Below are 14,280 nucleotides of genomic sequence, written 5' to 3' on the forward strand. Positions count from 1 at the left end.
TTGCTCCTGGCTTGGCCCTTCGGGTTCCCTCACTCCGGCGACGCTCCACCGGGCCGCACCCTGATGTGGATTGGGTGTGCCGTCCATGCGCCATTGGCGCCAGCCGGCGTCCTGCCTCGCTCCCCGGCTCCGCGTCGCCTGCGTTCGGCCTGCGCCCAAGTCGCGTTCGGCGGTGCACTCCCGATCGCGTAAGGTTTCCGTAGGAGCCAGCTTGCTGGCGATCAGGCGCAAAGACGCACTGAGATTTCAGGCATACCGCGTCACCGTTTATCGCCAGCAAGCTGGCTCCTACGGGACGGTGGTGATGGGGAGTACGCCGGCCGTGGCGACTGGTCGAAGGAGCCGGAAGCGCTCGAAACTTTGCCGGTAGCAGCCGGTCACTTTGATAGGACCAACAGGAGTCGAACCATGGCAAGGGCAATCTGGAAGGGCGCGATCAGTTTCGGTCTGGTACATATTCCGGTGGCGCTGGTCTCAGCGACATCGTCCAAGGGCGTCGACTTCGACTGGCTCGACAAACGCAGCATGGACCCGGTGGGCTACAAGCGCATCAACAAAGCCACCGGCGAAGAAATGGCCAAGGAAAACATCGTCAAGGGCGTGCAGTACGAGAAGGATCGCTATGTCGTGCTCAGCGAAGAGGAAATTCGCTCTGCGCATCCCAAGTCGACCCAGACCATCGAGATCTTCGGTTTCGTCGACAGCGAACAGATCCCCTTGCAGAACATCGACACGCCTTACTACCTGACGCCCGACAAGCGTGGCGAGAAAGTCTACGCGCTGCTGCGCGAAACCCTCAACGACACGAAAAAGGTCGCTCTCGCCAACGTCGTGCTGCATACCCGCGAGCATCTTGCCGCCGTCATGCCGCTAGAATCGGCGATGGTGCTGGTGATCCTGCGCTGGCCCGAAGAAGTTCGCGGGCTCGACGCGCTGGAGTTGCCTGAAGCCGTGACTGATGCGCAGCTCAACAAGAGCGAGCGCGACATGGCCAAACGTCTGGTCAAGGACATGAGCGCCGACTGGCAGCCTGGAGATTACCGCGACACCTTCCAGGACAAGATCATGCAGCTGGTCGAGATAAAGGCCAAGGAAGGCAAGATCCAGAATGTCGAAGGCGATGCCGGCGACGAAGAGCGCAAAAGTGCCGACGTCATCGACCTCACCGAATTGCTCCGGCGCAGTCTGGCGGGCGGCAAAACCGCGGCGCCCAAGCGCAAGCCTGCGGCCAAGGCGTCCGACAAGCAGGACGACAGTGAGGAAAAGACCAAGGCGCCCGCCAAGCGTCGGGCTCCGGCGCGCAAGAAGGCGAGCAAGGCTTCTTGAGCGACCGGGTCTTTCGATAGCAGGGGATCATTGACATGGCCAGACCTGTGAGCGAATACACCCGCAAGCGCAACTTCGATATCACGTCCGAGCCGCCTGAGGCAGCGTCTGCCGATCGACAGGCGGACGCCGCCTTGAGTTTCGTCATCCAGAAACACGATGCCAGCCACCTGCATTACGACTTTCGCCTGGAGCTGGACGGCACGCTGAAAAGCTGGGCGATCCCCAAAGGTCCCAGTCTGGACCCGAGCCAGAAGCGTCTGGCGGTGCACGTCGAAGACCATCCGCTGGATTACGCCGGTTTCGAAGGCAGTATCCCGGAAGGGCAGTACGGCGGAGGCGACGTCATCGTCTGGGATCGTGGCGTCTGGCAGCCCCACGGCGATCCTCGGCAAACATACGAACAGGGCAAGCTCAAGTTCACGCTGATCGGCGAGAAACTCAGCGGCGATTGGGCACTGGTCCGCACACGCCTGCGCGGCAGCGGCAGCAAGCAGCAGTGGCTGTTGATCAAGGATAAGGACGCCGCAGCCCGGCCCGCGACCGAGTACGACGTCACCGAGGCATTGCCCGATAGCGTGATCAGCGGCGCCCAGGTGGGACAGCGACGCAAGACAGCGGCTGCTGCCAAGACCGCCGGCAAGACGAAAAAGGCCGCCTCCGATCCAGCCCCTCGGCCCAAGGCCGCTGCACCGCGCAAGGTCCGCGCGAAAACAGATACCGGCGCAGGCGGGTTTCCAGAGCAACTGGCGCCACAGCTGGCGACTCTGGTAGACGCGCCACCCGCCGGCGACTGGCTGTACGAAATCAAATTCGACGGCTACCGCATCATGGCCCGGGTGCGCGGCGACGACATCGGCCTCATCACGCGCAACGGACATGACTGGAGCGAGCGCATGCCGCTACAGGTCAAGGCGCTCAAGGGCCTGAAGCTGGACGACACCTGGCTGGATGGCGAGATGGTGGTGCTCAACCAGGAGGGCTTGCCGGATTTCCAGGCTTTGCAGAACGCGTTCGAAACCGGTGCCGGCAAGGACATCGTGTATTACGTGTTTGACATGCTCTTCCACAAGGGTGAGGACCTTCGCGAGCTGCCGGTCGAACAGCGTCGCGAGATGCTCAAAAAAGTGCTGAACAGCCATCGCAGCCGGGCGGTTCGCTATTCGGATGCCTTCCGTTCCGGCCATCAGGACATTGTCGAAAGCGCCAGTGCCATGGGGCTCGAAGGCGTGATCGGCAAGCGCGCGGGCAGCGTCTACACGGGCAAGCGAAGCAGTGACTGGATCAAGCTCAAATGCCGTTTGCGGCAGGAGTTCGTCATCGTCGGCTACACGGCGCCCCAAGGCAGTCGAGCGAAATTCGGCGCGTTGTTGCTGGCGGTGAACGATCCTCAGACAGGGCTGGTTTATGCCGGACGGGTCGGAACGGGGTTTACGGCCATGACCCTGCAGCAGCTGCACGATCAACTGAGTCCCTTGCACCGCGAATCTTCGCCGCTCAGCGGCAAACTGAGTGCCGCCCGCCAGCGCGGTGTGCAGTGGGTGGAACCACAACTGGTCGGTGAAGTGCAATTCGCCGAATGGACCCGTGAAGGGATCCTGCGCCATGCCGCGTTCACAGGCTTGCGCAGCGACAAGCCGGCGAGCGATATCATTCGTGAGCATCCGCACAAAGCCAGCAGCGTGGCTGGCGGCGCTGCGGCCGGGGCCTCGAAGAGCGCCAGGAAGAGTTCTCAGACAAAGAGCGCACCCTCCACCCGCAGCGTCAAGGGCCGGGTCGATGTGGCGGGCATCAGTGTCAGTCACCCGGACCGCGTGATCGACGAACAGAGCGGTACTCACAAAGTCGAGCTGGCGCAATTTTATCAGTCCATCGCCGACTGGATTCTGCCATTCCTCGATGACCGCCCAGTGGCGCTGCTGCGCTGTCCGGATGGCATCGGCGGCGAGCAGTTCTTCCAGAAACATGCCGAGCGGCTTGCGATTCCGCATATCCGGCAACTGGATCCCAAGCTCGACCCGGGCCATGCGCCGCTGATGGAGATCGATAGTCTCCAGGCGCTGGTGGGCGCTGCCCAGATGGGCGCCATCGAGTTTCATACCTGGGGCGCCACCAGCGAGCGCATCGAGAAGCCCGACCGACTGGTGCTGGATCTCGATCCTGATCCGGCCTTGCCGTGGCGCAGCATGATCGAAGCGACCCAGATGGTGCTGGCGGTCCTCGAGGAACTCGGGCTGCAAGCCTTTCTCAAGACCAGTGGCGGCAAGGGCATGCACATTATCGTGCCGCTGGCCCGGCAGGCGGATTGGGACACGGTCAAAGGGTTCGCCAAGGCTATTGCCGAATTCGTCACGGGCAAACTGCCGGAGCGATTCACCGCCACCATGGGGCCCAAACATCGGGTCGGCAAGATATTCATCGACTACCTGCGCAACACTCGAGGCGGCAGCACGGTCGCGGCTTACTCGGTTCGTGCGCGGCCGGGGCTGCCGGTGTCGGTGCCGATCGACAGGGAGGAGCTTGCAGGGCTGACTTCTGCCGCGCAATGGCATATCGGCAATCTTGAGCAACGACTGCAAACGCTCGCTTCCGATCCATGGAAGGGTTATCGCAACAATCAGCGCATCACCCAGAACATGTGGAAGCAGCTCGGTGCGCGGCGGCCGTAAGACGCGCTGGTCATTCGGGCAGCTGCACGTCGAGCCGTCCGAGCGCGCTGCGTTGCTGCTGGGCTTTGCCTTTTATTTCTGTGTGCTCGCCAGCTATTACCTGGTGCGCCCGTTGCGCGATGCGCTGGGGCTCGAAGGTGGAGCGGGGCAACTTCAATGGCTGTTCACCGCCACATTCCTGGTCATGCTGGTCATGGTGCCGCTGTTTGGCGCGCTGGCATCGCGCTTGCCCGCCAGCCGCTTCGTACCGCTCATCTATCGCCTGATCGCGGCGTCGATGCTGGTGTTCGTCGTGCTGATCGCCAACCGGGTCGCCCCGGTGACGACCGGCCGCGTGTTTTTCGTATGGATCAGCATCTACAACCTGTTCATCGTGTCGATTTTCTGGAGCGTGCTGGTCGACCGTTTCTCCAGCGAGCAGGGGCGACGTCTGTTCGGTTTCATTGCCGCCGGTGGCACCCTGGGGACGTTCGTCGGCCCGCTGTTGGCCGCGACCATGGCAACGCGCCTGGGACCAATGGCGCTGGGCATCGGCGCGGCCCTGTTGCTGGAGGGCGCGGTGATCTGCCATCGGGCATTGCTGGCTCGCACCCAAGGTCACGGCGCTGTCTCGGCACAGGCTGACCGACGCCTGGGCGGCTCGATGCTCGCGGGCATCACCTTGATCCTGCGCTCACGCTACCTGCTGGGCATGGTGCTGTTCATGCTGCTGCACACCGGCGCGGCAACGCTGTTGTATTTCGAGCAAGGGCGCATCGTCGAAGCCAGCTACGGCGACGTCGCCGCCCGGACCCGCTTTTTTGCCTGGGTTGACCTGACCGTATCGAGCCTGACCCTGGTCTTTCAGCTGTTGCTGACGGCGCCGTTGATCCGCATGGTTGGAATCGGCGGCGCACTCGTTGCGTTGCCGCTGGCGACCCTGGTGGCGTTCGCGGCCATGGCGGCAGCGCCCGCCCCGACGACCGTGGCGCTGGCCCAGGGCTTGCGTCGCGCGGTGGAATACGCCGTGGTGCGTCCGGCCCGTGAGGTGATCTGGACCGTGGTCAGTCGCGAAGAGAAATACAAAGCCAAGAACGTGATCGAAACCCTGGTCTACCGTGGAGGAGACGCCGCCAGCGGCTGGCTGTCGTTCGGACTGACCGCGATGGGCGCGGGTTTCGGCGTACTGGCCGCGTTGATGGTCCCGGTCGCCGGCGTCTGGGCGTGGTTATCGTTCTGGCTGGCCGGCCGACAAAAGCGCATGGCGATCGCCATCGACCAGCGGCCGGGTACTCCGCCATTCGCCGCCGGCCGCACCGACAAGGAGTGAACCATGGATTCCATGCACAGCCTGACACGCAGACGCCTGCTCGCCCTGACCGCGGGTACGGCCGCCGCCATGATGTTCGACCGCGCGGCGGCAGATGAGCGGCCCGCGACGCTGCCATCCCCAACCTCGCCGGCGACCCTTCCTTCGAAACCGACACCTGGAGGCAAAACCATGCTGACTCGCGCCATTCCATCCAGCAACGAACCCCTGCCGGTGATTGGCCTGGGGACCTACCGTGGTTTCGACGTGGCCACATCGAGCCCGGCCTACAAACAGCTACGCGCGGTGCTCGATGCGCTGTTCGAAGCCGGCGGCAGCGTCATTGACAGCTCACCCATGTACGGCCGGGCCGAGCAGACCACCGGCGAGCTATTGTCGATCCACGAACCACGCTCGCCCGCCTTCCTGGCGACCAAAGTCTGGACTCGGGGACGCAGCGAAGGCATTGCCCAGATGGAGCAATCGTTCAAGTTGCTGCAGACCGAGCGCATCGACCTCATGCAGATCCACAATCTGGTGGACTGGAAAACGCATCTGCCGACCCTGCGCGAATGGAAAGAGCAGGGCCGGATTCGCTACATTGGCATCAGTCATTACACCGCTTCGGCCTACGACGACGTCGAAGCCGTGCTCAAGAGCGAGCAACTGGACTTTCTGCAGATCAATTACGCGCTGGACGACCGCAGCGCGGAAGCGCGCCTGCTGCCGCTGTGTCGCGAAAGGGGCGTGGCGGTGATCTGCAATCGGCCTTTCGGCGGTGGCGGTTTGCTCTCTCGTCTCAAGGACAAACCCTTGCCGGGCTGGGCGGCACAGGTACAAGTCAACAGCTGGCCGCAACTGGCGCTGAAGTTTCTGCTGGCCAATCCGGCGGTGACCTGCGTGATCCCCGGCACCGGCAATCCTCGCTACATGAGCGAGAACGCCGGCGCCGGGGCCGGGCCGATGCTAACCGATGCGCAGCGCCATCAGTTGATCGCGCTGCTGGAGTAATGCGCCTTGCAAACACCCTTTGCGCCTGATCGCCAGCAAGCTGGCTCCTACACCTCAGTCTGTCGTAGGAGCCAGCTTGCTGGCGATGCGTCTTGCTGGCGATCTCGATCTCAGCCGCTACAGAATCCGGTACAGCAAGCGTTCGATCCGCACCCGACTGACGCGGCGCAGGAACTTGCGCACGCCCTCGGGATAATGCGCCAGGGTGTCGAGTTCATCGTACTGGCCTACCCGGTGCGAGTGACGCATCAATAGCTCGATTTCGGCCTGACGCGGCGCCGTCCATTGACCTTGCGGGTCGTCGATCAGCAGTGCGTTTTCCAGGTCCAGATTGAACGCCCGCGGATTGAGGTTATTGCCGGTCAACAGCGTGTAGCGGTCATCGACCCATACGCCTTTGAGGTGGAAGGTGTTATCACCGTGCCGCCACAGATGCACGTTGAGTCGGTGCTTGGCGATTGCCTTTTTGTGCTTCTGGGTGAAGCGCCGCAGGCTGATCTCGTACAGGTAGGGAAGCGCGGAGATGACCTTGAAAGGCTCGTCCGGCGAGATGAAAAAGTCATTGGCGGTCTTGTCGCCGATGATGATGTCGACTTTCACTCCACGCTTGAGCGCCCGGTTGATCTCACGCGTGACCGCGACCGGCAGGTTGAAATAGGGCGTACAGAGCGTCAGCTGGGTTTTGCTGGACGCGATCAGATCGCAAATCACCCGATTCAGCGAGTTGCGCGGGCCGACCCCAAGCAGCGGGATGACGCGCAATTCGCCGTTCTCGTGCTCGCCGCTGTCCACTGGGTAGGCGGCACGCTTGAGCTGGCTGCGAAACGCGCGGATTTCCCCGCGCAGGCTGCGCGAGTCCGGAGGGGATTGCAGATCGAGACGATGCACGGCCGGCGAAGGCAGAATCTCTTCGCGCAACAATCGCACGAAGGCGTCGGCCAGCCCGGTGTTCTGGATCAGTTGATAGCGGTCCAGGCGATACTTGTCGAGTTTATGCAGGTAGACGTTGTTGATGCTGGCGCCGGTGTAAAGCACGCAGTCATCGATCACGCTGCCCTTGAGATGCAGCACGCCGAACAGCTCACGGGTCTGCACCGGCACGCCGTAGATCGGCACTTCATGATCGTGTTCCAGGTTCTGTGCCTGATACCAGCTGGAATTGCCCGGCTGGCGGCCGGCGCCGATCAGCCCGCGCTGGGCGCGGAACCAGTCCACGAATACTGCCACTTCCAGCTCGGGCCGGGCGGCTTTGGCGGCATAGAGTGCATCGAGGATCTCCTGACCGGCTTCGTCCTGCTGAAGATACAGGGCGACGATGTAAATGCGGCGGGTGGCGGAAGCGATCTTGTCCAGCAGGGTGCGGCGGTAGTCCGCGGCGCTGGGAACGATGGAGATGGCGTCGGCGGGCAGGGCAAAACCGCGGAGCGCTGCAAGGGTCGAGCGTAGGAAGTTGGACTGCATAGGCCTCTCGATGGATGAACCGGTTGCTCCCGAGCTTAACAGACTCGCGGGCCGGTCGCGTCCGGGGATCGTCACGCTTCGCCTCCCGACCGTGCAATGCCCCGGCCGGGAAGCTCGACCTCAGTAGCCGTTGCGCTTGAGTACAGCCTCGGCGCTGTCGCTGGCGGGGCGGGCGTAGAATTTGAGCAGTTCGGCCGGGCGGTTGGTGAAGAACCCGTCGACGCCGTCGGCGCTGATCTTCTTGAAGTCCACCGCGTCATCCACGGTGTACGGATGGATGATCAGACCCTTTTCATGCGTCAGCGTATTCATCCAGGGCTTCACCAGATCCATGTAGCTCTGGTCACCGCCCGCGGTCAGCCGTGCCGAAGGGCCGGTACCAATGGCGCCTTGAGCCTTGGCCCAGTCGATCCAGGCCTGGAAGGCTTCGGGCGATTTCACTTCCTGGGCGCCGTAATAGCTGGCCTTGTCCTTGAAGCCCGAGTCATTGAAGGCGACATCGGATTTCGGCTCGATCGAACCCTCGCCGATCCACAGCAGCAGGATTTTGGGCACCTTGGGCATTTCCTTCTGCAGCAACTCAAGGCTCTGCTTTTCGAAGGTCTGCAGCACGACCCGGCCAGGCATCTGGGCAACGTTGACCCGACCGGGCGCGGCGGCCGGGCGCGGGCTCAGCCAGCCGCGTTTGGCGAGGGCTTTTTTCAGGTCCGCCTCGATGCCCGGAAACTGGCTGGGCACCTTGGTTTCGATATACAGCCCAGGCTTGTTCGCACCGCCCTCGGCGATATCGATCACCTCATCAAGCGTCAGGATCTGCAGACCGGCATAGCTGGCCCGGGCGCGGTCCGGATAGGCCTTGTTGAACCAGGAGCCGGCGTCGAGCTGCTTGATTTCCGCCAGCGTGAAGGTGCTCACCGGGTCCTTGGCGCGTTTGGGAAAGACCTGCGCGATGTTGGTGGTGCGCTCCAGAACGTCGTCATGCAGCGCGATCAGTACACCGTCCTTCGTCCGCTGGACATCCATTTCCAGGTAATCCGCGCCAAGGTCGCGAGCCAGAATGTAGGCCGGGATCGTTTCCTCGGGCGCGTCGAAGGAAGCGCCTCGATGGGCGATCACCGCGGGCCAAGGCAGACCGTGCTTTTCACTCAATGCCTTGCCGGGCGCCTCGGCGGCTGTCGCCGCGCCGCTGCTCATCAGCGCCCCGACCAGGGCACCAGCCGCCAACAGAGCGGCCATGGGGGTTTTGCTCAACGGAAATCCTTGCATGGTCTGCGTGTTCCTTGTGTGCATGAATCGGAAGTCTGGCTGGAATCGATCGCCGCTGGGAAGCATAAACTGCCTGTGTTGCGAAAGCAGGACCGTCGGTTCGTGATCGGCAAGGCGAGCCCGCTTCCCCCGTTGCGCCAGCCGCGCTACTGTCCGCTTTTCCTTTTCGCTCAGGAGCGATGCATGACCAAGAAGGTGCTGGTGCTGGTCGAGAACCTCAACGCGTATCTGCCGATTCTCGAAGCCGCTGGTTTCGAACTGATCCGCGCGCCGGACGCCACGCAACGGGCCGGCGCCATCGAGGCTCATGGGCAGAGCATCGACGCAGTGGTCACCCGGGGTCCGCTGGGGCTGTTTGCCGATGAGATGGACGCGATGCCCAATCTGCGCATCATCTGCGTCAGCGGCGCCGGTTACGAAAAGGTCGATGTGGCCGCCGCCCAGGCCCGGGGGATTACCGTGACCAATGGCGCCGGCGTGAACGCGTCGACCGTGGCAGATCACGCGCTGGCATTGTTGCTGGCACTGGTGCGCGACATTCCTCAGGCCGATGCCTCGGTACGACGCAGCGAATGGCGCAAGGCGATGCGGCCGGGCATGGCCGGCAAACGGGTGGGAATCGTCGGACTGGGCGCGGTCGGGCTGGCGATTGCGCGACGCTTGAGCGGCTTCGACATGACAATCGCTTACCACAACCGCAATCCGCGCGGCGACGTCGATTACACCTGGCATGCCTCGGTCCTGGACCTGGCGACGGCGTCCGACATCCTGATCATCGCCACTCCCGGCGGCCAGGATACCGTGCATCTGGTCGACGCTCAGGTATTAGGGGCGCTGGGCGCGGAGGGCTTTCTGGTCAATATCGCCCGCGCCAGCGTAGTCGATACCCAGGCCATGCTGGACGCGCTGACAGAGCACCGCATCGCCGGCGCGGCGCTGGATGTGTTCGATGACGAACCCCAGGTCCCCGATGCACTCAAGGCACTGGACAACGTGGTCCTTACGCCACACGTGGCGGGTCTGTCTCCCGAAGCCTCGGAGGATTCGGTGACGATGGTCCGAGACAACCTGCTGGCATTCTTCGCCGGCAAGCCGGTGATCAGCCCGGTGTCCTGATGCCGGCTTCGCGTGTCGTTGATCGCCAGCAAGGCGGAACGCCGCCCCGGTGGCTCCTACGCCCAGTTGATCCGTAGGAGCCAGCTTGCTGGCGATCTGCCGCGCAGCGGCATCGCGCGTCAGGGCATCATCGGCGGGATGTACGCAAGCGTCGTGCCCAGCGCCCACAGCAGCACCAGCACCAGCGGGGTATGCACCAGCAACTGCACGAACGAGAAGCCGATCAGGTCACGGGCCTTGAGGCCCAGCACGCCCAGCAGCGGCAGCATGTAGAACGGGTTGATCAGGTTGGGCAGAGCTTCGGCGGCGTTATAGATCTGCACGGCCCAGCCCAGGTGATATTGCAGCTCGTTGGCGACCTGCATCACGTAGGGCGCTTCGATGATCCACTTGCCGCCGCCCGAGGGAATGAAGAAGCCCAGAATGGCCGAATACACACCCATCAACAGCGCGTAGGTGTCGTGAGAGGCGATGCTGGTGAAGAAGGTCGAGATATGATGGGCCAGCGTTTGCGCATCGCCGCCTTTGACGGTGGTCAGCAACGCAGCGATAGAGCCGTAGAGTGGAAACTGGATCAGCACGCCGGTGGTGGTCGGCACTGCCCGGGCCACGGCATCCAGGAAACTGCGCGGACGCCAGTGCAGTAGCGCGCCCAGCATGATGAACAGGAAGTTGTAGGTATTGAGGCCCGAGATCGCAGTGATCGCCGGTTTGGTCGAGAACTCGTTGAACAGCCAGCCCGCGCCCAGCAACACCATCAGGATGATCAACAGCGGGCTGTATTCCAGCCACTCGCCCGGACGCGTCCGGGGTGGCAGCGGGGGCATGTTGAATGCCGGGTCAATCCCGCAGGCCTGTGCGTCGCGGGCACTCGCAGGACCCGGGGCGGTCATGTAGGCCACCAAGATCGAGATGATCAGCAGCGCCAGCAGCATCACGCCGGACTGCCAGAGAAAGATGGTTTCGGTGAAGGGGATCACGCCGGTGATCGCCAGGATCGAGGGCGGCAGGCTGCCGGGGTTGGCCTGTAGCTGCGCGGCGGAAGACGACAGCCCCAGTGCCCAGACCGCGCCGAGCCCCAGGTAGGCGGCAGCGCCCGCGGCGCGATAGTCCATGCGCAGATCGGTACGCCGCGCTAGGGCACGCACCAGCAAACCGCCGAATACCAGCGACAGCCCCCAGTTGAGCAGTGATGCGACCATCGAGATCAAGGCCACCCAGGCCACCGCCGAACGCCCGTTGCGCGGAATGCGCGCCAGCCGGTCGATCAGCCGAACCGCGGGCGGCGAACTGGCCACCACGTAGCCGCCGATGACCACGAAGGCCATCTGCATGGTGAACGGAATCAGGCTCCAGAAACCGTCACCGAACGCCTTGGCCGCGTCGGCGGGCCGGGCGCCCATTGCCAGCACGGCGACCGTGACGATCACCACCGCCAGCGCGGCGAAGACCCATGAGTCGGGGAACCAGCGCTCGGCCCATGCGGCACAGCGCAGGGCAAAGCGGGCGGAGCGGCTTTCTTCGAGTTTTGCGGCCAAGGGGGTTTACCTCTTTTAGTTATTGTTGGTGTGGTTATGTAATACGGGCATCGCCGGCAAGCTGGCTCCTACGCGTATCTCACCGTAGGAGCCAGCGGGCGGCGATCCGTCTTGCTGGCGATTTTCAAGTACAGCAAAGAAATGCCGTGTCAGGCGAAACTCATCTCGACCACATCGTCCGGTACGATCAACTTGCCGGCGGTCTTGGCCTGGATTTCCTCGATGCTGACCCCCGGTGCGCGTTCACGCAGGACGAAGGCGCCGTTTTCGATTTCCAGCCACGCCAGGTCGGTCAGCACCTTGCGGATGCAGCCGGCGCCGGTCAGCGGCAGGCTGCAACGGCTGAGCAATTTCGACTCGCCGTCCTTGGAGGCGTGCGTCATGGTGACGATGATGTTCTCGGCACCGGCGACCAGATCCATCGCGCCGCCCATACCCTTGACCAGCTTGCCGGGAATCATCCACGAAGCGATGTTGCCTTCCACATCCACCTCGAAAGCGCCCAGCACGGTCAGGTCCACATGGCCGCCGCGGATCATGGCGAACGACTCGGCCGAGGAGAATATCGAAGCGCCAATCCTTGCGGTGACGGTCTGCTTGCCGGCGTTGATCATGTCTGCGTCGAGGGTCTCTTCGGTGGGGAAGGCGCCCATGCCCAGCAGACCGTTTTCCGATTGCAGCATCACGTCCATGCCGTCGGGTACGTAGTTGGCGACCAGGGTCGGAATGCCGATGCCCAGGTTCACGTAATAGCCGTCCCTGAGTTCGCGTGCAACGCGTTGTGCCATCTGTTCGCGGGTAAGTGCCATGGTCCGGATCTCTTTGTTGTTATGGTTCGCCGTTGAGCGCGCGCGTCAGGATTTGCGCACGGTCCGCTGTTCGATACGTTTTTCGAAAGTCCCCTGGATCACCCGGTCGACGTAGATGCCGGGCGTATGGATTTCGGTCGGCACCAGCACGCCGGGCTCGACGATTTCCTCGACTTCGACCACGGTGATGCGGCCGGCGGTGGCGACCACCGGGTTGAAGTTCTGGGCGGTATGACGATAGATCACATTGCCGAAGTGATCGGCTTTCCAGCCTTTGACCAGCGCGAAGTCGCCGGTGATGGCTTCTTCGAGGATGTAATGACGGCCGTTGAACTCGCGGATCTCCTTGCCTTCGGCGACGGGCGTGCCATAGCCGGTGGCCGTATAGAACGCCGGAATCCCCGCGCCGCCCGCACGCATTTTCTCGGCCAGGGTGCCTTGCGGGGTCAGCTCGACCTCCAGCTCTCCGCTCAGCAGCTGCTGTTCGAAGAGGGCGTTCTCGCCGACGTAGGAAGAAACCATCTTGCGGATTTGCCGATCCTGCAAAAGGATGCCCAGACCGAAACCGTCGACGCCGCAGTTGTTGGACACCACCGTCAGACCGCGGATGCCCATGCGCTTGATCTGCGCGATCAGATTCTCCGGGATGCCGCACAGACCGAAGCCGCCGCACAGCACGGTCATGTCATCGGTCAGGCCGTCGAGGGCCTCTTCGTAAGTTGCCACTCGTTTGTCGAGTCCAGCCATGATGATCCGCCTTTATTGTTTGTGGACCGGCAGCGGCGCTGTCGGCATTAGCGTTACTGGCATCTTCTCGCGTCATCAGTGATTTGTTAATTTTGTTCTTCTGATGGATTGATAAGAAAAGCAAATATATGAACGTGAAGCAGCTGCGGGCTTTCCTGGCGGTGGCCGAATGCCTGAGTTTCGCCCAGGCCGGGGAGCGACTGCACCTTTCGCAGCCGGCCTTGAGTCTGGCGATCAAGAGTCTGGAGGAAGACTTGGGCGGACAGTTGCTGAGTCGTACGACCCGCGCCGTCGCCCTGACCCCGGAGGGCGAAACCCTGTTGCCGCTGTCACGTCAGCTGCTGGCCGACTGGGACAACACCGAAGAGCTGCTGCGCCAGCGTTTCACTCTGCAGATGGGCAAAGTCTCGGTGGCGGCCATGCCGTCGTTCGCCGGCAACCTGTTGCCCGCCGCACTCAAGGTTTTCCGCCAGCGTTATCCACGCGTCAACGTTGCCGTGCATGACGTTATCAATGAACAGGTGCTGGAGATGGTCCGGCATCGTCGGGTCGAACTGGGCATCGGCTTCGAGCCGGAGTCGAGTAACGAACTGCTGTTTACACCCTTCTACCTGGACCGTTTCGTCGCGGTTATCGGTGCCGAATCGCCACTGGCGAGCAAGTCCGAAGTGACCTGGAGCGAGCTGCTGGAAGAGGATTTCATCGCGCTGCAACGTCCGTCGGCGGTCCGGTTGCTGCTGGAGCAGGCGATTCTCGCCCGGCACGGCAAATTGTCCGTGGCGTTCGAGAGCCATCAACTGTCCACCATCGGTCGCATGGTCGCCAACGGCCTGGGGGTCAGCGCCGTTCCCTCGCTGTGCATCAGGCAGATGCAGGAACTGGGGGCTGTGTGCGTGCCGTTGGCAGAGCCGCGTATCGAACGTCGTATCGGTCTGACCATGCTTGCCGATCACAAACTGTCGGCTGCGGCGCAGGCGCTGCGCGACGTGCTGATCGAGTTCGCACTGGAAGGTCGATAGCTACTATCACGCAGGGTGATTTTTGGCGCC

The 14,280-nt window shown here is 62.9% G+C and carries 11 protein-coding genes; 6 read left to right on the plus strand and 5 right to left on the minus strand.

The window, feature by feature from the left end:
* Nucleotides 1-408 precede the first annotated feature (408 nt).
* The 4 genes from ku (at nt 409) to TRP66_RS23050 (ending at nt 6,294) form a co-directional block, all read left to right on the plus strand.
* Nucleotides 409-1,326 carry a non-homologous end joining protein Ku gene (gene ku / locus TRP66_RS23035; RefSeq protein ID WP_333407803.1) on the plus strand — a complete coding sequence of 306 codons (918 nt, stop codon included), beginning with the start codon at nt 409-411 and terminating at the stop codon, nt 1,324-1,326.
* 35 nt (nt 1,327-1,361) lie between these two features.
* Nucleotides 1,362-3,995: a DNA ligase D gene (gene ligD, locus TRP66_RS23040; protein WP_333407805.1), complete on the plus strand. Its 2,634-nt coding sequence runs from the start codon at nt 1,362-1,364 to the stop codon at nt 3,993-3,995.
* The gene (locus tag TRP66_RS23045) at nt 3,979-5,304 is read left to right on the plus strand and encodes an NTP/NDP exchange transporter (RefSeq protein ID WP_333407808.1); all 1,326 of its coding nucleotides are present in this window, start codon (nt 3,979-3,981) and stop codon (nt 5,302-5,304) included. Before ligD ends, TRP66_RS23045 begins: the two co-directional genes overlap by 17 nt.
* 171 nt (nt 5,305-5,475) lie before the next feature.
* Complete coding sequence (locus TRP66_RS23050; protein ID WP_333407867.1) at nt 5,476-6,294, plus strand: aldo/keto reductase; 819 nt, start codon at nt 5,476-5,478, stop codon at nt 6,292-6,294.
* Nucleotides 6,295-6,411: 117 nt separating this feature from the next.
* Here TRP66_RS23050 and pssA read toward each other — a convergent pair whose 3' ends face one another.
* Together pssA and TRP66_RS23060 are read right to left on the minus strand one after the other, a co-directional pair.
* Nucleotides 6,412-7,755, minus strand: coding sequence for a CDP-diacylglycerol--serine O-phosphatidyltransferase (gene pssA / locus TRP66_RS23055; RefSeq protein ID WP_333407809.1), 1,344 nt, complete (start codon nt 7,753-7,755; stop codon nt 6,412-6,414).
* A gap of 120 nt (nt 7,756-7,875) precedes the next feature.
* The gene (locus TRP66_RS23060) at nt 7,876-9,021 is read right to left on the minus strand and encodes a glycerophosphodiester phosphodiesterase (protein WP_333407812.1); all 1,146 of its coding nucleotides are present in this window, start codon (nt 9,019-9,021) and stop codon (nt 7,876-7,878) included.
* A 183-nt stretch (nt 9,022-9,204) separates the two neighbouring features.
* Here TRP66_RS23060 and TRP66_RS23065 point away from each other — a divergent pair, with 183 nt between their 5' ends.
* On the plus strand, nt 9,205-10,137 hold the full coding sequence (locus tag TRP66_RS23065) for a 2-hydroxyacid dehydrogenase (RefSeq protein WP_333407814.1): 933 nt from the start codon (nt 9,205-9,207) through the stop codon (nt 10,135-10,137).
* A 119-nt stretch (nt 10,138-10,256) separates the two neighbouring features.
* Here the strand turns inward: TRP66_RS23065 and TRP66_RS23070 are convergent, their stop codons facing one another.
* The 3 genes from TRP66_RS23070 to TRP66_RS23080 form a co-directional block, all read right to left on the minus strand.
* Nucleotides 10,257-11,675 (minus strand): short-chain fatty acid transporter, encoded by a 1,419-nt coding sequence (locus tag TRP66_RS23070; protein ID WP_333407815.1) that lies wholly within the window; start codon nt 11,673-11,675, stop codon nt 10,257-10,259.
* Nucleotides 11,676-11,824: 149 nt separating this feature from the next.
* Nucleotides 11,825-12,484, minus strand: coding sequence for a CoA transferase subunit B (locus TRP66_RS23075; protein ID WP_333407817.1), 660 nt, complete (start codon nt 12,482-12,484; stop codon nt 11,825-11,827).
* Between the two features lie 45 nt (nt 12,485-12,529).
* Nucleotides 12,530-13,231: a CoA transferase subunit A gene (locus tag TRP66_RS23080; protein ID WP_333407819.1), complete on the minus strand. Its 702-nt coding sequence runs from the start codon at nt 13,229-13,231 to the stop codon at nt 12,530-12,532.
* A gap of 128 nt (nt 13,232-13,359) precedes the next feature.
* Between TRP66_RS23080 and TRP66_RS23085 the strand changes: the two genes are divergently transcribed.
* On the plus strand, nt 13,360-14,250 hold the full coding sequence (locus TRP66_RS23085; protein WP_333407821.1) for a LysR family transcriptional regulator: 891 nt from the start codon (nt 13,360-13,362) through the stop codon (nt 14,248-14,250).
* Nucleotides 14,251-14,280 lie beyond the last annotated feature (30 nt).

This window comes from Pseudomonas sp. JDS28PS106 (assembly GCF_036706555.1).
Lineage (GTDB): Bacteria > Pseudomonadota > Gammaproteobacteria > Pseudomonadales > Pseudomonadaceae > Aquipseudomonas.